Annotated in this window: 18 protein-coding genes; 6 read left to right on the top strand and 12 right to left on the bottom strand. The window is 62.8% G+C overall.

The genetic code is table 11. The features are described from left to right. Positions 1–229 precede the first annotated feature (229 nt). Complete coding sequence (gene ettA, locus ABIE33_RS11775) at positions 230–1,879, bottom strand: energy-dependent translational throttle protein EttA (protein WP_429124987.1); 1,650 nt, start codon at positions 1,877–1,879, stop codon at positions 230–232. A 118-nt stretch (positions 1,880–1,997) separates the two neighbouring features. Next, positions 1,998–2,744, bottom strand: a complete 747-nt coding sequence (locus ABIE33_RS11770) for a ribonuclease T2 (RefSeq protein WP_429124985.1) — start codon at positions 2,742–2,744, stop codon at positions 1,998–2,000. A gap of 216 nt (positions 2,745–2,960) precedes the next feature. Here ABIE33_RS11770 and ABIE33_RS11765 point away from each other — a divergent pair, with 216 nt between their 5' ends. From ABIE33_RS11765 to ABIE33_RS11755, 3 genes are read left to right on the top strand one after another with little or no spacing between them, the layout of a single operon-like run. Next, positions 2,961–3,911 (top strand): alpha/beta fold hydrolase, encoded by a 951-nt coding sequence (locus ABIE33_RS11765; RefSeq protein WP_429124983.1) that lies wholly within the window; start codon positions 2,961–2,963, stop codon positions 3,909–3,911. A 12-nt stretch (positions 3,912–3,923) separates the two neighbouring features. Next, on the top strand, positions 3,924–4,877 hold the full coding sequence (locus ABIE33_RS11760; RefSeq protein ID WP_429124981.1) for a DMT family transporter: 954 nt from the start codon (positions 3,924–3,926) through the stop codon (positions 4,875–4,877). A 44-nt stretch (positions 4,878–4,921) separates the two neighbouring features. Next, positions 4,922–6,568 carry a thiamine pyrophosphate-binding protein gene (locus tag ABIE33_RS11755; RefSeq protein WP_429124979.1) on the top strand — a complete coding sequence of 549 codons (1,647 nt, stop codon included), beginning with the start codon at positions 4,922–4,924 and terminating at the stop codon, positions 6,566–6,568. Between the two features lie 281 nt (positions 6,569–6,849). Here ABIE33_RS11755 and ABIE33_RS11750 read toward each other — a convergent pair whose 3' ends face one another. The 3 genes from ABIE33_RS11750 to ABIE33_RS11740 all read right to left on the bottom strand — a co-directional run bounded on the left by ABIE33_RS11750 (position 6,850) and on the right by ABIE33_RS11740 (position 8,632). Beyond that, positions 6,850–7,200 carry a cupin domain-containing protein gene (locus ABIE33_RS11750; protein WP_429124977.1) on the bottom strand — a complete coding sequence of 117 codons (351 nt, stop codon included), beginning with the start codon at positions 7,198–7,200 and terminating at the stop codon, positions 6,850–6,852. A 170-nt stretch (positions 7,201–7,370) separates the two neighbouring features. Continuing rightward, positions 7,371–7,709 carry a TIGR01244 family sulfur transferase gene (locus tag ABIE33_RS11745; RefSeq protein WP_429124975.1) on the bottom strand — a complete coding sequence of 113 codons (339 nt, stop codon included), beginning with the start codon at positions 7,707–7,709 and terminating at the stop codon, positions 7,371–7,373. Positions 7,710–7,786: 77 nt separating this feature from the next. After that, on the bottom strand, positions 7,787–8,632 hold the full coding sequence (locus ABIE33_RS11740; protein WP_429124973.1) for a DUF4432 family protein: 846 nt from the start codon (positions 8,630–8,632) through the stop codon (positions 7,787–7,789). Between the two features lie 160 nt (positions 8,633–8,792). Between ABIE33_RS11740 and ABIE33_RS11735 the strand changes: the two genes are divergently transcribed. Then, positions 8,793–10,217 carry a L,D-transpeptidase family protein gene (locus ABIE33_RS11735; RefSeq protein ID WP_429124971.1) on the top strand — a complete coding sequence of 475 codons (1,425 nt, stop codon included), beginning with the start codon at positions 8,793–8,795 and terminating at the stop codon, positions 10,215–10,217. Positions 10,218–10,724: 507 nt separating this feature from the next. Further along, positions 10,725–12,014, top strand: a complete 1,290-nt coding sequence (locus ABIE33_RS11730) for an NAD(P)/FAD-dependent oxidoreductase (protein WP_429124969.1) — start codon at positions 10,725–10,727, stop codon at positions 12,012–12,014. 163 nt (positions 12,015–12,177) lie between these two features. On the opposite strand, the gene ABIE33_RS11725 is transcribed toward ABIE33_RS11730, so the two are convergent. The 3 genes from ABIE33_RS11725 to ABIE33_RS11715 form a co-directional block, all read right to left on the bottom strand. After that, entirely contained in the window at positions 12,178–12,366 is a 189-nt protein-coding gene (locus ABIE33_RS11725) for a hypothetical protein (protein WP_429124967.1), read from the bottom strand. Between the two features lie 310 nt (positions 12,367–12,676). Further along, positions 12,677–14,197 carry a methyl-accepting chemotaxis protein gene (locus ABIE33_RS11720; protein WP_429124966.1) on the bottom strand — a complete coding sequence of 507 codons (1,521 nt, stop codon included), beginning with the start codon at positions 14,195–14,197 and terminating at the stop codon, positions 12,677–12,679. Between the two features lie 288 nt (positions 14,198–14,485). Continuing rightward, positions 14,486–15,205 (bottom strand): AAA family ATPase, encoded by a 720-nt coding sequence (locus ABIE33_RS11715; protein ID WP_429124964.1) that lies wholly within the window; start codon positions 15,203–15,205, stop codon positions 14,486–14,488. Between ABIE33_RS11715 and ABIE33_RS11710 the strand changes: the two genes are divergently transcribed. Further along, complete coding sequence (locus ABIE33_RS11710; RefSeq protein ID WP_429124962.1) at positions 15,195–15,440, top strand: hypothetical protein; 246 nt, start codon at positions 15,195–15,197, stop codon at positions 15,438–15,440. The two genes, ABIE33_RS11715 and ABIE33_RS11710, sit on opposite strands and share 11 nt — an antisense overlap. 1 nt (position 15,441) lies before the next feature. Here ABIE33_RS11710 and ABIE33_RS11705 read toward each other — a convergent pair whose 3' ends face one another. The 4 genes from ABIE33_RS11705 to ABIE33_RS11690 form a co-directional block, all read right to left on the bottom strand. Then, positions 15,442–16,587, bottom strand: a complete 1,146-nt coding sequence (locus tag ABIE33_RS11705) for an iron-containing alcohol dehydrogenase (RefSeq protein WP_429124960.1) — start codon at positions 16,585–16,587, stop codon at positions 15,442–15,444. Continuing rightward, a complete protein-coding gene (locus ABIE33_RS11700; RefSeq protein ID WP_429124958.1) occupies positions 16,584–17,969 on the bottom strand; it encodes an aldehyde dehydrogenase family protein in 1,386 nt (461 codons plus the stop codon). The genes ABIE33_RS11705 and ABIE33_RS11700 overlap by 4 nt, the downstream gene beginning before the upstream one ends. Positions 17,970–18,055: 86 nt before the next feature. Further along, positions 18,056–19,420, bottom strand: a complete 1,365-nt coding sequence (locus ABIE33_RS11695) for a glutamine synthetase family protein (protein WP_429124956.1) — start codon at positions 19,418–19,420, stop codon at positions 18,056–18,058. Between the two features lie 94 nt (positions 19,421–19,514). Further along, positions 19,515–21,062 (bottom strand): amino acid permease, encoded by a 1,548-nt coding sequence (locus ABIE33_RS11690; RefSeq protein ID WP_429124954.1) that lies wholly within the window; start codon positions 21,060–21,062, stop codon positions 19,515–19,517. Positions 21,063–21,064 lie beyond the last annotated feature (2 nt).

Genomic DNA, 21,064 nt, shown 5'->3' with positions numbered 1-21,064 from the left:
CTGTCGGATAGGTGGCACAGGAGTGCGTGCCCCGACCCCGCGGGGGATCAGGTTACAGGCAGAGGCCGCGCAAGCGAAGAGACTTGCCGAACCGCGCGTCGGGTACCGGGCGCCAGGGGCAATGTAACCCCTCAAACTTGCGGCATGGCGCGCCCCTCAAATCGTTTCCGATCCAAGGTAGGCTGTGGGCACGTCGCGTAAGCCCAGGCTCACGCGACGTGCCGGAAGGTTAGCGCGTCAGGCGCTTGTAGGTGACGCGCTTCGGGTTGACCGAATCCGGGCCGAGGCGACGGATCTTGTCCTTCTCGTAGTCTTCGAAGTTGCCTTCGAACCATTCGACCTGGCTGTCGCCCTCGAAGGCGAGGATGTGGGTCGCCAGGCGGTCGAGGAACATGCGATCGTGGCTGATGATGACGGCGCAACCGGCGAAGTTTTCCAGCGCGATTTCGAGCGCCGCCAGCGTCTCGGTGTCGAGGTCGTTGGTCGGTTCGTCGAGCAGCAGCACGTTGCCGCCGTTCTTCAGCATCTTGGCCAGGTGAACGCGGTTGCGCTGACCACCCGAGAGATTGCCGACCTTCTGCTGCTGATCGCCGCCCTTGAAGTTGAAGGTCGAGCAATAGGCGCGCGAGTTCATCTCGTACTTGCCGAGCTTGATGACTTCGGCGCCGCCGGAAATTTCTTCCCAGACGGTCTTGTTGCCGTCCAGCGCGTCACGGCTCTGGTCGACATAGCCGAGATGCACGGTGTCGCCGATGCGGATCGAACCACCGTCGGGCTGTTCCTGGCCGGTGATCATGCGGAAGAGCGTCGTCTTACCGGCGCCGTTCGGGCCGATGATGCCGACGATGCCGCCCGGCGGCAGCTTCAACGACAGGCCGTCGATCAACAGGCGGTCGCCATAACCCTTGGTGACGCCATCCATTTCGATGACCACCTGGCCGAGACGTTCGCCGACCGGAATGATGATCTGCGCATCGCCCGGACGCTGGTTTTCCGCGGCATTGACCAGGTCGTCATAGGAGCGGATACGCGCCTTGGACTTGGCCTGGCGGGCCTTCGGGCTGGATGCGATCCATTCCTGTTCGCGGGCGATCGCCTTCTGGCGGGAAGCCTCTTCGCGGCCTTCCTGCTGCATGCGCTTGGCCTTGGCAACGAGGTAGGCCGAGTAGTTGCCTTCGTAGGGAATGCTGCGACCGCGGTCGAGCTCGAGGATCCAGCCGGTGACGTTGTCGAGGAAGTAGCGGTCGTGGGTGATCATCAGCACGGCGCCGGGATATTCGCGCAGGTGCTTTTCGAGCCAGGCGATCGTCTCGGCGTCAAGGTGGTTGGTCGGTTCGTCGAGCAGCAGCAGGTCCGGCTGCGACAGAAGCAGCTTGCAGAGCGCGATACGGCGCTTCTCACCGCCCGAAAGGCTGGTGACGTCGGCATCACCAGGCGGGCAGCGTAGCGCTTCCATCGCCATTTCGACCTGGCTCTCGAGATCCCACAGGTTCTGGCTGTCGATGATGTCCTGAAGCTTTGCGCCCTCTTCCGCCGTCTCGTCGGAATAGTTCATCATCAGCTCGTTGTAGCGCTCGACGATCGCCGTCTTGGCGGCAACGCCTTCCATGGCGTTTTCGAGCACGGTCTTGGTCGGGTCGAGCTGCGGCTCCTGCGGCAGGTAACCGATCGTCGCACCTTCGGCGATCCAGGCTTCGCCGGTATATTCCTTGTCGAGGCCGGCCATGATGCGCAGCACCGTCGACTTACCGGCGCCGTTCGGGCCGAGGATACCGATCTTCGCGTCCGGGTAGAACGACAGATGAACGTTCTCCAGGACCTTCTTCGCGCCATAGGACTTATTGAGTCCGGCCATATGATAGATGAATTGACGTGCCATAAAGGAATGCTCCGCATGGGAAGGAAATTTGCCCGCTATGTAGGCGAATTAGTGCAAAGGGGCAATCGCCAAAGGCGTTTGCCCCCGCCTATCCCATGCCTGTGCGCCTTGCCCGCCGCTATCCGCGGCCTGCCGCGTCGGCTATGCCCTTGGCGCATTTGAACTCCGTCGTCCCCGCCGCCTGGATCAGCGGCGCCAGGCTCGACTTGCCCGAGATGTCACCGGTCAAGCCGATCGTCAGGCCCGTGATGACGCTGCGTCCCGCGACCGTCTGGCAGCGCATGCGCACCCGCTCGCCGGCACCGGCGCCGAAGCTCTGGTCGAAAGCCTGCTTGATCGCCTGCTCATCGAGTTCCGAGCCGATGCGTGCGCGAAAGAGCGCACCGACGGCGGATCGGTTGAGCTCATCCAGCATGCGCAGCTGCACGGCGAAATAGTCATCGACCGGTGCCGTCTGGCAGGTGCCGCTGCGCAGCCATTGATGACGGTCGAGCCCGGACTGGACACCCGGCATGGCGATCAGCAGCCGCGCCGCCGTATCATCGGCCATGGCGAGCTTCGGCAGATCGAGCCAGTCGCCCTTGCGGTCCTGGCTGCGCATCTCGGCCGCCACGCCGCAATAGCTCTTGCGCAAGGGCCAGAGCCCATGCAGCGACAGGTTCGTGGCATCGAAACGTTCGGCCGTCTGGCTCGCGCATTCCTTGCGCTGCGGCCGCGTCTCGCAGAAGCCCGGCTGCCAACTGACGGCAAGCACATACTCCGTGCGGCCCGAGGCGCCTTCCGCCCCAGCCTCGACTTTCTCTTGCGCCAAGGCAAAGGAGGACGGAGCAAGCAGCATCGCCAGCGCCATCGCAACAATTGTCATTGGACTTGAAATCGCTTTACCCCAACATGCCATGACACTCTCCAGAAAAACAAAACGGGAACAAATATCGCTCAAAACGGGAAAATTGCAACTGTTAATTACAGGTCCGGGAAATCGCTTGTGACCTCATGCGTAACGATCAACAAGCAGCGATTGCCTTTCGCCTGCAAATCGATTTGATATCGGCAGAGTCTGACGATAGGTCCGGGAGAAGGCATGTTCGGGCAGGTGAGGACGCATCAGAGCCCGACAGGCGCCGTCTTGAACTGGCGCCACTTTCCGGCAGCCGCCGACGCGCGCGGCATTCTTCTCATCAGCCATGGCCTGGCCGAACATTCCGGCCGCTATGCCCGTTTTGCAGAAGTGATGGCCGGCCACGGCTTCCACGTCTATGCCCACGACCATCGCGGACATGGCGGGACCCGCGCGCCGGATGCGCCGCTTGCCATGTTCTCGAACAGCTCAGGTCTCGACAAGGTGTTCGCCGACATCAAGGCCATGCGAACGCTTGCTACCACGGCCCATCCGGGCCTGCCGGTCATCCTCTTCGGTCACTCGATGGGCGGGCTGATCGCGCTCAACGCCGCCGAAACCGATCCGGGCCTCTATGATGCGCTCGCCGTCTGGAACTCAAACTTCCGTCCTGGTATCGCCGGGCGTGGCGGCCAGTTGATCCTGAAGATCGAAAAGGCGCTCAAGGGCTCGGATGTGCCGAGCCCGCTGCTGTCGAAGCTCACTTTCGGCGCCTGGGGCCAGGCGATCAAGGATCGCAAGACCGATTCCGACTGGCTGTCGCGCGACGAGGCGGAGGTGGCGAAATATATCGCCGACCCGCTTTGCGGTTTTGATGCAACGGTGTCGCTCTGGTTGGACCTGATGCGGCTCGCCTTTGCCGGCGCGCGGGCCGACCGGCTGGCGCGTCTGCCCGTTGGCCTGTCCGTTCATCTCGTCGGCGGCAGCGCCGACCCGTCGACTGAAAACGGCGGCGCAATCCGCTGGCTCGGCAACCGTATGAAGGCGCGCGGCATGAGTGATGTGACCGTGACGATCCATGAGGGCATGCGCCACGAAACGCTCAACGAAATCGGCCGGGAGAAGGCGACCGCGGACTTTGCCGCCTGGTGCCGATCTGCCGCTGCCAAGGCGGCCGCAGGCAAGAGGCCCTGACCCGAAATCACCATGGCAGACATGTCCCTTCCCAAGACCATCACGACAAACGATCGCATCTCCTTCGGCCTGACGCTGATGGTCCTTTCGGTGCTCTTGTCGCCGCTCATCGACATCTTCGCCAAGCTGGCGATCGCAACCGTGCCCTCGGCGCAGATCACCGCGGTGCGCTTCCTCTTGCAGGTCGTCTTCATCCTGCCGATCGTGCTCTTGCGCGGCAGCCTGTTCGACCTCACCTGGCGCAAGACCGGGCTGCACGCGCTGCGCGGCGGCCTGCTTGTCGTCACCATGCTGTCCTTCATCACCACGCTGAAGGTGATGGAGGTGGCCGACGCCATCGCCATCTTCTTCGTCGAGCGGATCATCCTCACCATCCTCGGCAGCATCTTCTTGAAGGAAACGATCGGCTGGCGGCGCTACACCGCCTGCGCCGTCGGCTTCCTCGGCGCGCTTCTCGTCATCCAGCCGAGCATGCAGGAGGTGGGCCTGATCGCGCTGCTGCCGATTGTCGCCGCCTTTGGCCTGGCGGTGTTCCTGCTGGTGACGCGCATGGTGGCGCAGAATGAAGACCCCTGGTCGATGCAGTTCCATGCCGGCATCTGGGGCGGCCTCTTCTGTCTCGTGCTGCTGTGGCTCGGCGAAGGCAGCGGGTCGAATATCTCCGATCCGGTCTGGCCCGAGGGCAACACCTGGTTCTACTTGCTCGGCGTCGGCGTCACCGCCACCATAGCGGGCGTGCTCGGCGTCTATGCCTACCGCTCCGCTCCGGCTTCCGTGCTGGCGCCGCTGCAATATCTTGAAATCGTCTCGGCGACGATCTTCGGCTGGCTCGTCTTCGGCGACCTGCCCGACGCGCTGAAATGGCTGGGCATTTCCATCATCATCAGCTCCGGCCTCTACATCATCTGGCGGGAACGCCGGGTCGACAAGACCGCGAGCGTCGCTCCGGTTTCGCCCGCAATCTGAAATAAGCGATCTGAAAACAAAAGAATGACTATCGGGAGGAAAACATGAAAACTGGAGGTCAGCTCGTCGTCGACGCGCTCGTCGCCAACGGCGTCAAACGCATCGCCTGCGTACCGGGGGAAAGCTATCTGGCCGTGCTGGATGCGCTTTACGACACCGACATCGAGGTCGTCGTCTGCCGCCAGGAGGGTGGCGCTGCAATGATGGCCGATGCCTGGGGCCGCCTCAGCGGCGAGCCCGGCATCTGCATGGTGACACGCGGCCCCGGCGCCACCAATGCGTCGGCCGGCCTGCATGTCGCCCGGCAGGATTCGATCCCGATGATCCTGTTCATCGGCCAGGTGCAGAGCGAGGCGCGCGAGCGCGAAGCCTTCCAGGAAATCGAGTATCGCCGCGCCTTCACCGAGGTCGCAAAATGGGTTGGCGAGATCGACGATCCCGCCCGCATTCCCGAATTCGTCACCCGCGCCTTTGCGGTCGCCACTTCAGGCCGGCCAGGCCCGGTCGTGCTGACGCTTCCGGAAGACATGCTGACGCGCAGCGCCGATGCGCCGGCGGCAAAGCCCTACCAGCCGGTCGAGGGCCATCCCGGCCCCTCCCAGATCAAGAAGCTCGGAGCGCTGCTCGAAGGCGCCAAGCGCCCAATCGCAATCCTTGGCGGCACGCGCTGGACGGCGGCAAGCGTCGCCGAATTCCAGCGGTTTGCCGAGCGCTGGAGCCTGCCGGTCGGCTGCTCCTTCCGCCGCCAGATGCTGTTCGACCACCTGCACCCCAACTACGCCGGCGACGTCGGCATCGGCATCAACCCGGCGCTGGCAAAAGAGATCAAGGAGGCCGATCTCGTGCTTCTGATCGGCGGACGCTTCTCCGAAATGCCGTCGTCCGGCTACACGCTGATGGACGCGCCCTACCCGCGCCAGACGCTTGTCCATGTCCACCCGGATGCCTCCGAACTCGGCCGCGTCTACCGGCCGGAACTGCCGATCGCCGCCAGCCCGCGCGATTTCGTCGCCGCGCTTGAAGGCCTTGCGCCAACGGCCGAACCGGTCTGGTCGGCGCGCACAAGGGCGATGCATGAAGGCTACCTCAAGTGGTCGACACCGCCGGAAACCGGCCCCGGCGACGTGCGCATGGGCCCGATCATGAACTGGATCGAGGAGAACACGCCCGAAGACACCATCTTCACCAACGGCGCCGGCAACTACGCCACCTGGGTGCATCGCTTCCACCGCTTCCGCAGATACGCAACGCAAGCCGCCCCGGCGTCGGGCTCGATGGGTTACGGCCTGCCGGCGGCCGTTGCCGCCAAGCATCTGCACCCGGACCGTGAAGTCATCTGCTTTGCCGGCGACGGTTGCTTCCTGATGCACGGCCAGGAATTCGCAACTGCCGTGCGCTACCGCCTGCCGATCATCACGGTCGTCGTCAACAACGGCATCTACGGCACGATCCGCATGCACCAGGAGCGGGATTATCCCGGCCGTGTCAGCGCCACGGACCTGACCAATCCGGATTTCGCAGCCCTTGCCCGCGCCTATGGCGGCCACGGCGAGACGGTGGAAAAGACCGAAGAGTTTGCCGATGCGTTCCTGCGCGCCCGCGCCAGCGGCAAGCCGGCGATCATCGAGATCAAGCTCGATCCGGAAGCCATCACCCCGACGCGCACGCTGAGCGAAATCCGAAAGGGCTGATCGGGTTCTCCCCGAACAAAATTCAATCACGGCGCAGACGCGCCGTGGCTGGATTCCTGTGACAAGCACAGGAATGAGGGCGTTGGGGTATCACGACTGAACACCGGGTCTGATCTGGAAGCAGCCGCGGTCAATGAAACCTTTGCAGTCCGCGCCCTCCTCAGAGGCTTACCTCATTCCTGTGCTTGTCACAGGAATCCAGCAGCGCCACGGCGGCGGCGCGGGAAACGGCTACCCCTGCAACCTATCCCACCCAGCAACCGCAAGCTGTCTGCATTCGGCTACTCGAGCCACTCCGTCGCAAACGCCCCGGTCACATGCAGGTCGGTGGTTTCCAGCCGCCCCGGCCCGAGGTTTTCGAATTTGTGCGGCACGTTGGCCGGCGCCACGACGATCTGCCCGGCCTCGGCCTCGATCTTGCGATCGCCAACGGTAAACAGAGCGCGCGCCGTGCGGATGATGAAGGTCTCGGGATACGGATGGCGGTGTAGCTTCGGCCCGCCACCAACCTTGTCGGTGGTGTAAAACATCACCGAAACGTCTGCGCCATAGGCGCCACCCTGGAATTCGCCTTGCCAAACATCGGGCTTTTCAGCCCATTGCTCGCGCTCGATCAGATGTATTCCCGTCATGCAGTATCCTCCGCCGGTCGATTGTTCGAACCGCGGTCGAGCCGGCAATCAGTCTGCCTGGCCCTTGGGTGCACGCATATCCTGGGCGCCAAGCATCCCAAGGTACGAAGCGCCCTCTGGGCGCAAGGCATCGCGGGGCGCAATGCGCCCCTATGCTGCGGTAAGCCGGCTCAGCCGCGAATATGCTGTGTCTGCTGGAAGACCGCCGTCGAACGGGCACCGGAGCGGCAATAGCCGAGCATCGGGCGCTGGAATTCGTCGAGCGCGTCAACCATCTTTTGAACCGCGTCCGCCGTCACGCCCATCGGGCCGACGGGGATGTGCATGGTCTCTATTCCCAGTTCCTGCGCGCGCGCCGCGATGGAATCGAAGGTCGGCTGGTCCGGCGCCTCGAAATCGGGGCGGTGGCAGACGATGGATTTGAAGCCAAGCGCCTTGATCTGGTCGAGGTCTTCGGCCGTGATCTGGCCGGAAACCGAGTATTCATCGTTGATCGGGCGGATATCCATGGTCGCTTAATCCCTGCAAAAAACCTTGGCCATTGATGTAGGCGCGGTGCCCGCCGACGTCAATTCCAATCGCTCAGTCAGGAGACGCCGAAGGCAAGCGCATAGGTCTGTCTCTGCCCGGGCTCAAGCAGTTGCAGCTCACCGGCCGCCGCAAGCTCCGGCCGCTTGGCGAGACGATGCGATGCCGGCTCGATGCTGACGACATCGGCAGCACCGCGCTGACAGCGCCACATCTGCAAGTAAGGCAGCGTATCTGCGCGAAAGCGCACCGTCAGCCGCTTGCCGCCCGCAACGACCAGCGGCGAAAGCGCCACCTCAGACCAGCCGTCCTCCCCCACCTCGGCCGGGATGCAGAAATGCGCGCTCTCGCCCTCGCCGAAGCGCCAGGCCCGCTCTCCCTCGGCAAAGGAGGCGCTGATGATGCGGGTATCGTCGCCGACGAGCCGTCCGGCAATATTCAGGTGGTACATCATCATCGGCGGAAAGGGGCCGGCGCCGGTGTTCGTCAGCCGGTCTTCCAGCATCACCTCGTGCAGGTCCGCATCGACATGCCAGCGGCGCTCCAAGAGCGCATGGCCGCCATCGGCAAGATTGACCTCGACGGTGGCGATGCAAAGCGTGGTGTCGGCGGACATGTGGGTATGCTTGACCGGCGTGCCGGCAAGCGAACCGTGCAAGGGATAGCGTGCGCCCTCGCCGCCGCCGGCAATCGGCTCGGGATGGCGGATGTGCTCGGGTCCGCAGGTAAAGAGAAAGCCCGCGAGCGCCCGGTCGATGCGCGGGTCGCCGTCTGAGGGAATCGCGGCGCCCGGCGAAAGATCGACGCCATCGACGACGAAGGCCGCGATGTCGAGTGCCGACAAACGGTCGAACAGGATGTGATCCTCGTGTTCGTCATCGGGTGCATCAAATCTCGTTCGCATGCACGGCCTCCAGCCCGCGGGAATCACAGCGATCACAAAGACATGATAGCCGACAGGGGCTGTTTTTCATCGGTTGAAAGCTGCTAAAGGGGCGCCTAGATAGAATTTAACCGCTTATTCATGATGAATTCATTTTTTTCACATTAACGTCGAAATCCAAATGTACCGCGCCACATCAACCACCATGAGAACAGGTTATATCGTGACGTCAGCGACCCGCACCGGCCTCTCGCTCCTCGCCGCAGCCGGCTTCCTTGCCGTGGATCTTGCATCCGCCTTTGCCCAGGAAGGCTACCGCAATCGCCGCGGCAATGGCGACGTGATGCTTGTGACGCCGGAAGGCGAAATTCTCGACTACATGCCGGGCGCCGACGAAGTGCGCACCATGCGCGACCGTAGCGGCCGCACTGTACTGGTCGACAACTGGGGCAATCTGGTCGCAACCGTGGTGCCGTCCGACGACTACCGCGCCTATCGTCGCCAGAGCGACGTCGACGTCTATTCCAACCGCCGCAGCCGCGATCGCGGCTATGGCTATTCCGAGCCGGGCGATGTCACCGGATCCATTCAAGACTATCGCGATCCGGCCTATCGCGACGTGGTGCCGCCCTCGGTCGAGCGTAACGACCTGCCCAACAGCCTGCCCGGCCTGATCGATGGCGGCGAACAGGCGGCGATCGACCCGCAATACGAAGAGCCGCTCCGGCAGTCCATGCCGCCGGCCATATCGGTCAAGTCCAAGTCGCGCGCCGAAATCACTGCGCTGCAGGTCTTCCTCGACCGCGAAGGCTTCTCGCCTGGCGTCATCGACGGCAAGATGGGCTCGAACGTCACCAAGGCGATCGAGGCTTGGCAGCAGTCAACCGGCGAAACGCTCGATCCGAACAACACCGAAGACATCCTCGAGCGGCTGCGGATGAACGGCGGCCTGCCGATCACCAGCTATACGATCACGGCCGCAGACGCGGCTGGTCCCTATGTCGCCTCGATCCCCGACGACTACGCCCACAAGGCAATGCTGCCGCACATGTCCTTCACTGCGACGAGCGAAATGCTCGGCGAGAAGTTCCACATGGACGAAGCCTATCTGCGCGAGCTCAACCCGGGCGTGGACTTCACCATTCCGGGCACGATCATCAAGGTCATCAATCCCGGCGAAAACCGGAAGGAAAAGGTGGCGCGCATCGTCGCCGACAAGGCCCGCAAGCAGGTCCTGGCCTATGATGCGGCCGGCAAGCTGGTCGCCGCCTACCCGGCAACGATTGGCTCGTCCGACACGCCCTCGCCGTCAGGCATCGTCAATGTCGAACGCATCGCGCTCAATCCCGGCTACACCTACAACCCGAAGATCAACTTCAAGCAGGGCAACAACGACAAGATCCTGACGCTGCAGCCGGGACCGAATGGCCCGGTCGGCACGGTCTGGATCGCGCTCTCGAAGCCGACCTACGGCATTCACGGCACGCCGGAGCCCTCCAAGATCGGCAAGACCCAGAGCCACGGCTGCGTTCGCCTGACCAACTGGGACGCCACTGAACTTGCCAAGATGGTGAGCGTCGGCGTCACGGTCGAGTTCGCCGACTGACGCATCAGACCGCTTGAGACACCGTGTCGAATACGATCCAAGCCCGGGCACCACCCGGGCTTTCTTCTTTGCCGACCGTGGCAAGCGTTGCCGCGTAGGAATCCTGGTGGAATTGACTGAAATCGCAGCTTTTTTCGCATCCCGTCCCCCAATTGGGGGAGTGACAGCGGCACGCCTCCGTTGAAAATGAGCTTGCCTGACCGATGACGTCATCGGCCAGGTTATTTTCATCGGAACCCATAGGGCCGGTACGGCGGACCACCGTCCCGGCAAAGACATTTACACCCGACTACTCCATCGACACGACCCAGACCGCGGCCGCCCACGAACCGGCTGCGGTCACTTTTTTTTGCGGAGCGCCAAGCACACACCTTAGAGCGCGCGGCCTTGATGACCTCATGAAACCCTTCATGACCTCATGAAACATTGTCATGAGAAATTTGAAGGCGTTGGTCCTATCACTTAGCCACCTCTAAATTTCAGGCCCTTACCGAAGGAATGTCCGCGATGGCGACCGAGCGCACCCTGCCCAACCTCTGGCATGCGACGGCACCGGCAGCGCCGGATACGCGTCCGCTTGGCCGCGACCTGACCACGGACGTTGCCATCATCGGCGGCGGCTTCACCGGTCTTTCGGCCGCACTTCATCTCGCCGAAAAAGGCATCAAGGCGACGGTGATCGAGGCGAAGATGATCGGCTTCGGCGGCTCCGGCCGCAATGTCGGCCTCGTCAACGCCGGCATGTGGGTGAAGCCCGACGACCTGATCGCGACACTAGGCGCCGACGCCGGCAACCGCCTGCTCGGCGAACTCGGCGACGGCCCGGCAATGGTCTATTCGCTCGTGGAGAAGCACGGCATTTCCTGCGAAGCCGTTCGCAACGGCACCCTGCACATGGCCGTCGGCGCCGAGGGATTGAAGGACATCAGCGACCGCGAAGCCCAGTGGAAGAAGCGCGGCGCGCCGGTCGAGGTTCTCTCGGCCGAGCGGGCGGGCGCCCTCTCGGGTGCGCAAGGCTTCTCCGGTGCGCTGCTCGATCGCCGCGCCGGCACGATCCAACCGCTTGCCTATGCCCGCGGCCTTGCCCGTGCAGCCCTTGCCGCCGGTGCCGAGATCTATACCGACACGCCGCTCATTGGCGCCGAGCGCAAGGGCGAGACCTGGGTGCTCAGGGCTGGCCAGAACACCGTCAGGGCCAAACAGGTAATCCTCGCCACCAATGCCTATGGCGGCATGTTCGCGCAGGCCCCGTGGCAGCAGCATACGCAGGAACTGACGATCCTGCCCTACTTCCAGTTCGCCACCAATCCGCTGTCGGAAAAGGCCGCAAGCCGCATCCTGCCGGAACGCCAGGGTACATGGGATACCGGCCTTGTCATGACCTCCTTCCGCATGGACCAGCAGAACCGCCTGATCTTCGGCTCGATCGGGCGGCTGGACGCCATGGCCGAGGGCACGCATCGCGCCTTTGCCGCCCGCTCCGTGCGCAAACTCTTCCCCTATATCGGCGACTTCCGCTTCGAATACTGGTGGGACGGCCGCATCGGCATGACCACCAACAACCTGCCGGCCATGCATACGCTGGCGCCAAACGTGTTTTCCGTCAGCGGCTATAACGGCCGCGGCATTGCGCCCGGCACGGTCTTCGGCAAGGCGCTCGCCAACCACGTCACCGGCCAGACCTCGGCGATCCCGCTTGCCGAAACGCCTGTTACCCCCGACACCTGGCGCACCGTCAAATCCGCCTTCTACCATGCCGGCGCACAGGCGAAGCACCTAGTCGATCGGCGCTTTTGAGCGCTATTTGGCCGATACGCTGAAGCGTTCATGCCGATCTTCGACGGCGACATGCTTTCCCTGTAACTCGAGCAGAGAACTAGGCGACCATTCGGGAGCGGTTTCGGAATGGACGAAATGATCCGTAAGAACGCTAGATGACCGTTGTGATCTAGCTCAGACGTCATCTAGCCACGATATCGTTGGCGACCTTGTCGACCATCACCACCGGATCTTGGATCGCCCGGTTCAGTAGGCTCCTCACCCAGTTGATCTTTAGATTAGATTGCCCGTCCTCGCATTCCTCCTCACCGAGCATTGCAAGCGCAGCTTCAAGGCGCTCGGAGACTTCCTCTTTGGTCAGCTTTGGCATGTTTACCTCCATATCCATGGAAGCAGAGTATCGAAGTTGCGTCGCGAACATCACACCAGCACATACAATATCGACCGCCTTTCCACGTTATCCCCGCTATGTCGATGCAGCGCCGTTTGCGGCACGCTAGGCATGTCCGCTGCTCACGCAGAGAATCCCTCGTCGTACCCGAGCTGCCCCCTTTCACCAGCCTGTCAGTCCGACAAAGTCATGAACGCCACCAGAGGCGGAGGTTTACTTTGCTTAAAATGAACAGCGCCCCGGACCGGGATGATCCGAGGCGCTATTGCTTCATACTTTGATGTCGGGCTCAGGCCGCGCGGCGATAGCCGTGTGCCGTGCCGACGTGAACCTGGGTGGAGGTCTGGAACGCCTTCAGCTTCAGCGCGATCTGTTCGGATTCCACCGTCAGCGCCTGGCTTGCGGCATTGGCCTCTTCGACCATGGCGGCGTTCTGCTGGGTGATCTGGTCCATCTGGCCAATCGCCGTGTTGACCGCCTGAAGGCCGGTTGCCTGCTCTGCCGTGCTGGCGCGGATGTTGCCGAAGACCGAGCTGACCTCGACCACCTGCGAGACGATCTGCTGCAGCGACTGGGCAACCTGGTTGACGGAATTAACACCGTCATCCACCTGGCCGCGCGACTTGGCGATCAGACCCTGGATGTCCTTGGCCGCGTCGGCGCAGCGCTGGGCAAGTGCCCGCACTTCCGAGGCGACAACGGCAAAGCCCCTGCCCGCCTCGCCGGCGCGCGCCGCCTCGATGCCGGCATTGAGCGCCAGAAGATTGGTCTGGAAGGCGATTTCGTCGATGACGTCGACGATGCGGGCAATGCTGGCCGACGACGTCTGGATCTCCTGCATCACCTCGATCGCGTGAGTGACGATCTCGCCGCTCTGTTCGGCGTTGGCGCGGGCGGCAATCACCGTCGAGTTCGCCTGATCGGCGCCTTCGGCGGTCTGCTTGACCGTGCGGGTGACCTGTTCGACGGCGGCCGCCGTCTCTTCCAGATTGGCCGCCTGACGCTCGGTGCGCTTGGCAAGGTCATCGGCCGCCGCCGCAATCTCCTTGGCGCTCAGATGGATCTGGCTGGCGCCGGCCTCGATACCGCCGATCGCGCGGGCAAGCTCGCTGATTGCATGGTTGAAGTTCTCGCCGAGCTCCTCATAAGCGACAGGCAGGTCGGCGGCGATGCGTGCCGTCAGGTCTCCGTCGGAGATGTTCTTCAGCGCAACGCCAAAGGTCTGGCTGACGAGCTTGCGTTCGGTCGCCAGCACCTCTTCCTGAACCGCGCGCTGCTTTGCCACGTCGGAAGCGTCCATATAGACCGAGATCGACAGGTCCATGTCCAGGAACATGCCCTTGACGAGGCTCGAAAGCATCGCACTCATCTCTTCCGCCGACGTCGTCTGGCGCGAGAACAGGCCACCCTTCGGCCAATGCGCCCTGACGATTTCGGTGATCAGATGTTCGGCGATCAGCGCATAACCGCCGATGTACCAGCGCGGCTCAAGGCCGATGCGGGCGTGCACGTGGCCGATGGTGCGGACCTTCGCGCCGTATTCGTCGTTGAAATTGGCGTCGGCGATGTTCGCCCAATGGCCGACCTGCGCGCCCTTGGCACGGTTGATATGCGCATCCGACGAGAAGAAGCGGTTGGTCTCCGGCGTCTTCTTCACCCGGGCGTAAAATTTGTCGAGCGCTGGCGCCAGTTCCTGTTCGAGGAGCGGCTTCAGGGCCTTCAGGCTCGTCTTGGCCGCATCATCAAGCGCCATGAAATTGAGACGACCGGCGATATCTTCCTTGCCGGCAGCGACGTGTACCGTTTTCATGCGCGACTTCCCTGCATGCTCTTGCTGGATCATGGAAACTGGACGGGAGACCAGGTGAAAAGGTCGAATCCGCAATCCTTGCCGCAATCATGGCGGCTACCTGCACCTCGGCAAACCGCCGTGAGGTGCAATCACTTTCCACCAGCACTGGTATAAGCCCATGGTAAAGGAAGCCTTACGGACAACAGCCTTTTCGGGTGGCCGCAACGCGATTCAACCGGAATTGACGAACATCAATTCCGGTTTTGGCAGTCTTGAAAACAGGTGATCCGGGTACCCGGCGCCTGATCAGGCCGCGCGCCGCGTCGCCCAGGATGGCGCACGCGAAGCCCAGGAGCGGCGCGCCCTCACCGGCGTCAGGGCTTGCACTTCCTTGGCAAGTGCTGCTGCATTTTCGCGTGCCTTGTCGAGATTGCTGACGCGGGTTTCATCCATCGACTGCAGCGTTCCGCCGCAGTCGAAAATCTCGCGATAGGCGACGCGTTCGACGATCGGCGTGTCGAGCACGGAGACGCCGCGCGAGGCAAGCAGGGTCTTGATGGCCTGAAGCGCCCGCGTCGTCACCAGCGAATTGACGCGGGTGAGCACGACCGAATGGTTGATGCGCACACGCGCCTTGTCCTCGATCTGACGGATAAGCTCGAGGATCTGCACGGCGCCGCGCGCATCCATGGCGCAGCCCTGCACCGGGATCAGCACCTGGTCGGAAAGGGCGAGCGCCAGAGCGACGATCTGATCCTTGGCGCCGGCGAGGTCGATGATGATGTAGTCGGCCTCATCCTTCATTTCCCGAATATGACATTCGAGCGATGCCGGCGTGATATGCGAGATGACGGAGAGATTGGCGATCTGGCCGGAGTTTTCCGCCCAGCTGGTGATCCAACGCTGCGGATCGGCGTCGAGGACCACAACGCGGTGCCCCTGTCTCGCCAGTTCCGTCGACAGGATCAGCGCCGCCGTCGTCTTGCCCGCGCCGCCCTTTGCATTGGCGAATGTGATGACCGCCATCTTATTCCTCATTTTCTGCTCTGTTCCCGCGCCCTGCCCGACCGAAGCGCCGAGCGAGCAGTGCCGCTTAATAGAACCTTTCAGAACATGGTTAACGAATTGGAAATTTTCGCTGGCGAAGATTAACACCGGTCTGCCCCATCCGCAGGCAGACACACGAAAAAGCCCGGAAAACCAAAGCTTTCCGGGCCTGAAGAAAATTAACGTTCAGAGCTTGTTGGGCGCTAAACCTTGACTCAAATGCATTCCCTGAACAGCTTTTTGGCCGCATCGAGCGTCAGTTCGACCGGGTTGCCGCCGGCGGTCGGATCGACGATCGCCATTTCCGACATCTCATCGATGCGGTCGGTACCGACGCCAAGCGCCGAAAGCTTGTCGGGAACGCCCAGTTCCTCGCGCAGCTTCAGCACATAATCGTAGAAGCCGCCGAAGCCGCCGGAAATGCCGAGATAGGCGGCGGCGCGGACGATCTTGTCCTCGATCACGGAACGGTTGAAGCGCAAGACCGGCGGCATCACCACGGCATTGGTCATGCCATGATGGGTGTTGTAGATCGCGCCGACCGGGTGCGAAAGCGAATGGATGGCGCCGAGCCCCTTCTGGAACGCGACGGCGCCCATGGCGGCAGCGCTCATCATGTTGGCGCGCGCTTCGATATCCGCGCCGTCCTTGTAGGCGCGCGGCAGATATTCCTTGACCAGGCGCATGCCTTCAAGCGCGATACCGGCCGACATCGGATGGTAGAACGGCGAGGAATAGGCTTCCAGGCAATGGGCAAAGGCATCCATGCCGGTGCCGGCGGTGATGACCTTCGGCATGCCGACCGTCAGTTCCGGGTCGCAGATGGTGACGGCCGGCAGGAACTTCGGATGGAAGATCACCTTCTTCACGTGGCTGGCCGAATTGGTGATGACGCTGGCGCGCCCGACCTCGGAGCCGGTGCCGGCGGTCGTCGGCACCGCGACGATCGGCGCGATGCCGTCGACGCTCGCACGCGTCCACCAGTCGCCGACATCCTCGAAGTCCCAGACCGGACGGCTCTGGCCGGCCATGAACGCCACGCACTTGCCGAGATCGAGGCCGGAGCCGCCGCCGAAGGCGACGACGCCGTCATGGCCGCCGTCTTTGAACGCCTTGACGCCGGCAGCGAGGTTGACGTCGTTCGGGTTCGGATCGACATCGGCGAAGATCGCCCGGCCAAGGCCGTTGGCCTCGAGGATATCGAGCGCGTTCTGCGTAATCGCCATCGGCGCCAGGCCACGGTCGGTGATCAACAGCGGCTTCTTCATGCCGGCCGCCTTGCAATGGTCGGCAAGCTCCTTGATCCGGCCGGCGCCAAACTTGATGGCGGTCGGATAGCTCCAGTTCGCAGTGATCGTCATGCTGTGACTTTCTTCAGATGGTAGGATTTCGGACGGGTAAGGTTCTGGAAGCCGATGACCGAAAGCGAGCCGCCGCGGCCGGTTTCCTTGACGCCGGTCCAGCAAAGCGCCGGATCGAGATAGTCGGCGCGGTTCATGAACACGGTGCCGGTTTCAAGATCGCGGCCGATGCGCGAGGCGCGATCCGCATCCTTGGTCCAGAGCGACACCGTCAGCCCGTACTGGCAATCGTTCATCAGCTCGATCGCCTGGCTGTCGCTCTTCACCTTCATGATGCCGACGGCCGGGCCGAAGGTTTCCTCGCGCATGAAGGCCATCGAGTGATCGACATCGACCAGCACCTGCGGCGCGAGATAGGCGCCGCCATCGTCCTGCGGGAAGAGTTTCGGGTCGACCAGCGCCTTGGCACCCTTCGAGATCGCATCGCTGATCTGCTCGCGCACCGTCGCGGCAAAGCGCTTGTGCGCCATCGGCCCAAGCGTCGTTTCCGGATCGAGCGGATTGCCGAGCTTGTAGTTCGACACCCAGGCGACCGACTTCTCGACGAAGGCGTCATAGAGCGATTCATGGACATAGATGCGTTCGATGCCGCAGCAGCACTGGCCGGAATTGAAGGTGGCGCCGTCCATCAGCGTATCGACGGCCGCATCGAGGTCAGCATCTTCCATGACGTAGCCCGGATCCTTGCCGCCGAGTTCGAGGCCGAGGCCGGTGAAGGTTCCGGCGGCCGCACGCTCGATCGACCGGCCGCCTTCGACCGATCCGGTGAAGTTGACGAAGTCGAAGCTCTTGGCCGCGATCAGCGCCGCCGTCGTCTCATGGTCGAGGAAAACGTTCTGGAACACGTCGGCCGGAACGCCTGCCTCGACGAAGGCGCGCACCATGCGCTCGCCGACGAGGATCGTCTGGCTGGCATGCTTGATGATGACGGTGTTGCCGGCCATCAGCGCCGGCGCGACCGTGTTGATCGCGGTCATGTAGGGGTAGTTCCACGGCGCGATAACGAAGACCACACCATGCGGCTCGCGCTCGATGCGCCGGCCGAAGCGGTCGCTGTCCTCGACGAGGATCGGCTGCAGCGCGTCGGCGGCGATCGAGGCGACATAGTTCGAACGTTCGTTGAAGCCCTTGAACTCGCCGCCGTAGCGCACCGGCCGGCCCATCTGCCAGGCAAGCTCTGGCACGACCTCGTCGACCATCTCGTTGAGACGGGCGACACCTGACAGTACCAGGTTGACGCGCTCGTCCAGCGGACGGCGGGCCCAGGCCTTTTGTGCCTGGCGGGCGTGGGCGACGGCCTGCTTGGCCAGCTCCAGCGGCATCGCCGGGCGTTCGGCGTAAACTTCCCCGTTCACCGGAGAAATGCACTTGATCATGCTCATGATCGTCTTCCTGCTTCCATTTCGAATGACGGCGTGGCCAGCCCTTACAACGGACCGGCCACTGAAGTGTGACTTGCCGGCCTTCGTCAGGCCCGTTCGAAGCCGCGTGCCACTTCCCAGTCGGTGACGCGGCGGTCGTATTCTTCCTGTTCCCACTCGGCCGCGCGCACATAGTGGTCGATGACATCGTCGCCGAAGGCGGCGCGCAACATCTTCGAGCCCGTCAGCGCCTCGGTGGCCGCACGCAAAGTGCGCGGTATCTCGCGCACGTTCTTGCCGCCATAGGCATCGCCGACGAACGGCGCCTCCAGTTCCATCTTGCCTTCGATACCGGAAATGCCGGCGGCGAGCAAAGCCGCGAAAGCGAGATAGGGGTTGAGGTCGGAGCCGCCGACGCGGCACTCGATGCGGATCGCCTTGGTGTCTTCGCCGCACAGGCGATAGCCGGCCGTGCGGTTGTCCTTGCTCCACACAGCCTTGGTTGGTGCGAAGGTGCCGGCCATGAAGCGCTTGTAGGAATTGATGTAGGGCGCAAGGAAATAGGTGATCTCGCTCGCGTGGCTGAGCAGGCCGGCGACATACTGGCGCATCTGCTCCGACATGCCGTATTTGCCGTCCTTGTCGAAGAATTTCGGCGTCTTGCCATCGGCGCTCCACAGCGACTGGTGGACATGCGAGGAGGAGCCGGCGGCAGAATAGTTCCATTTGGCAAGGAAGGTGATCGCCTTGCCGCGCGACCAGGCGATCTCCTTGCAGCCGTTCTTGATGATCGCGTGCCGATCGGCCATCGTCAGCGCGTCGGCATAGCGCACGTTGATCTCTTCCTGGCCAGCGGAGGCTTCGCCCTTGGAATTCTCGACCGGGATGTCGGCGCCCTGCAGGCCGTTGCGGATCGCCCGCATCACATCCTCTTCCTTGGTGGTCTGGAAGATGTGGTAGTCCTCGTTGTAGCCGCTGACGAGCTGCAGGTCGCGATAGCCGGACTGGCGCGCGTCGTCATAGGTCTGATCGAACAGGAAGAATTCCAGCTCGCTCGCCATGAAGGCCTTGAGCCCCATCGCCTCCAGACGGGCGATCTGCTTCTTCAGGATGGCGCGCGGCGAATGCGGCACTTCGGCATGGGTGTGATGGTCGAGCATGTCGCAGAGCACCAGCGCTGTGCCTTCTAGCCACGGGATGCGCCTGAGCGTCGAAAGGTCCGGCTTCATCGTATAGTCGCCGTAGCCCTTTTCCCAGCTCGTCGCCTTGTATCCGGAGACGGTCTCCATCTCCATGTCGGTTGCCAGCAGGTAGTTGCAGCTATGCGTTTCCTGCCAGGCGCTGTCGACGAAATATTGCGCGTGGAAGCGCTTGCCCATCAGCCGGCCCTGCATGTCGACCTGGCAGGCGAGAACCGTATCGATGCGACCGGCGGCGACATCCTCTTTCAATTGCTCAAACGAATAGCTCATCCAAATTCTTCCCATGTTTCGGCAAGCGGCCGTTCCCGTGGCCGCAAAAAGAAAGCGGGAGCAGCGAATGCGCTCCCGCCCATTTTGTTTTTGGTTAGACTTGGCCAACCGCCTTTTCGGCAGCGGCGATTTCGGCCTGTCGGCGCGCCACCTCATCGCCGATCGGCGGGCCGCGGAACCGGCGCTTTTCGAAGCCGAACCAGATAATTGCCGTCAGCACCAGGAAGCCAACGGTGATGTAGAGCGCCCAGTCGTTCGGCGGCTGGATGCCGAGAACGAAGATCAGCACCATGGCGAGGATCGAAAGCACCGCGAAGAGCTTGAACATGCCCTCGCCCAGGTCCCACGGACCCATCTTGTCCCACTTCGATGTGCCCCAGGCGACGAGACCGAGCGTGATCGGGATCGCGAAGGAGAAGAACAGGAAGATGACGGTGCACGACACGACGATCGTATAAACAGGCGTCTCCCCGATCGAGACCAGCGACGATCCCCAGACGAAGAGCACGGCGAGGATCGAACCGGTCCAGATGGCGGCAACCGGGGTGCGGTAGGTCGGGCTGACCTTGGCCAGAGCCTTGGATGCCGGCAGACCGCCATCACGCGAGAAGGCGAAGATCATGCGCGAAACAGAGGTCACGGTCGCAAGGCCGCAAAGCCACTGGCTGACGAGGATGGCGAGGTAGAGCACGTCCTTGATCACAGGGTGGACCTGCGCATCCATTGCCCAGAAGAACACGTTCCAGCCCTGCTTGGCGGCTTCGTCCATGTTCGGGATCATCAGCACGAAAGAGCACAGCATGATGTAGCCGAACAGCGCCGACCACAGCACCGACGAAACCATGCCGCGCGGCACGGATTCGGCAGCTTTCACGGTTTCTTCCGAGGTATGCGCCGACGCGTCGTAGCCGGTGATGGTATAGATCGGCAGCAGCAGGCCGAGCAGGAAGACCCACGAGCCCGAGGTTGCCGGCCAGACGTTGCCACCGGCTTCGCCCGAATAGTTTGAGAAGGTGAACAACCGGCCGATGTCGTAGCTGTCGGCAACGGCAAGGCACACGCCCGCGAGCAGGATCGACGTCGCAAAGATCAGGTAGCCCGAGAAATCGGTGAGCTTCGCCGTCAACCCGATGCCCATGTGGTTCACCAGCGCCTGGGCGCCCGTGATGATGGCAAGGAAGACGATGCGGGTAAACGTCGTGTCCTCAAGGCCGAAATACGGTGTGCCGAACGAGCCCATGAAGAAGTAGTAGGTGCCGACGTTGATGGCGCCGAGAACGGTGACGAGACCGAGCAGGTTGAACCAGGCGGTCACCCAGCCGGTGAAACGGTTGCCGAGGATCGAGCCCCAGTGATAGAGGCCGCCGGCTGTCGGATAGGCCGAGCTGATCTGCGCCATGGCAACGGCAAAGACGAGCGAAATGAAGCAGCCGACCGGCCAGCCGATGCCGATGGCGGCCCCACCCGCACCCGACGTTGCCTGTGCCAGCGAGTTGATGCCGCCTGAAAGAATGCAGATGATGGAAAACGAGACCGCGAAATTCGAGAACCGGCTCATTCGCCGCTCGAGCTCCTGGGCATAGCCCATCGAATGCAGGACCTGCATGTCCTGCTTTTTGTCGAGATCACTGTAGTCTGACATTT

It is taken from the genome of Ensifer sp. 4252, from assembly GCF_050434565.1.
In the GTDB taxonomy this organism is placed as follows: Bacteria; Pseudomonadota; Alphaproteobacteria; order Rhizobiales; family Rhizobiaceae; genus Ensifer.
The sequence above is the reverse complement of the archived record's forward strand: the minus strand, read 5'-3'. Positions and strand labels throughout refer to the sequence as shown.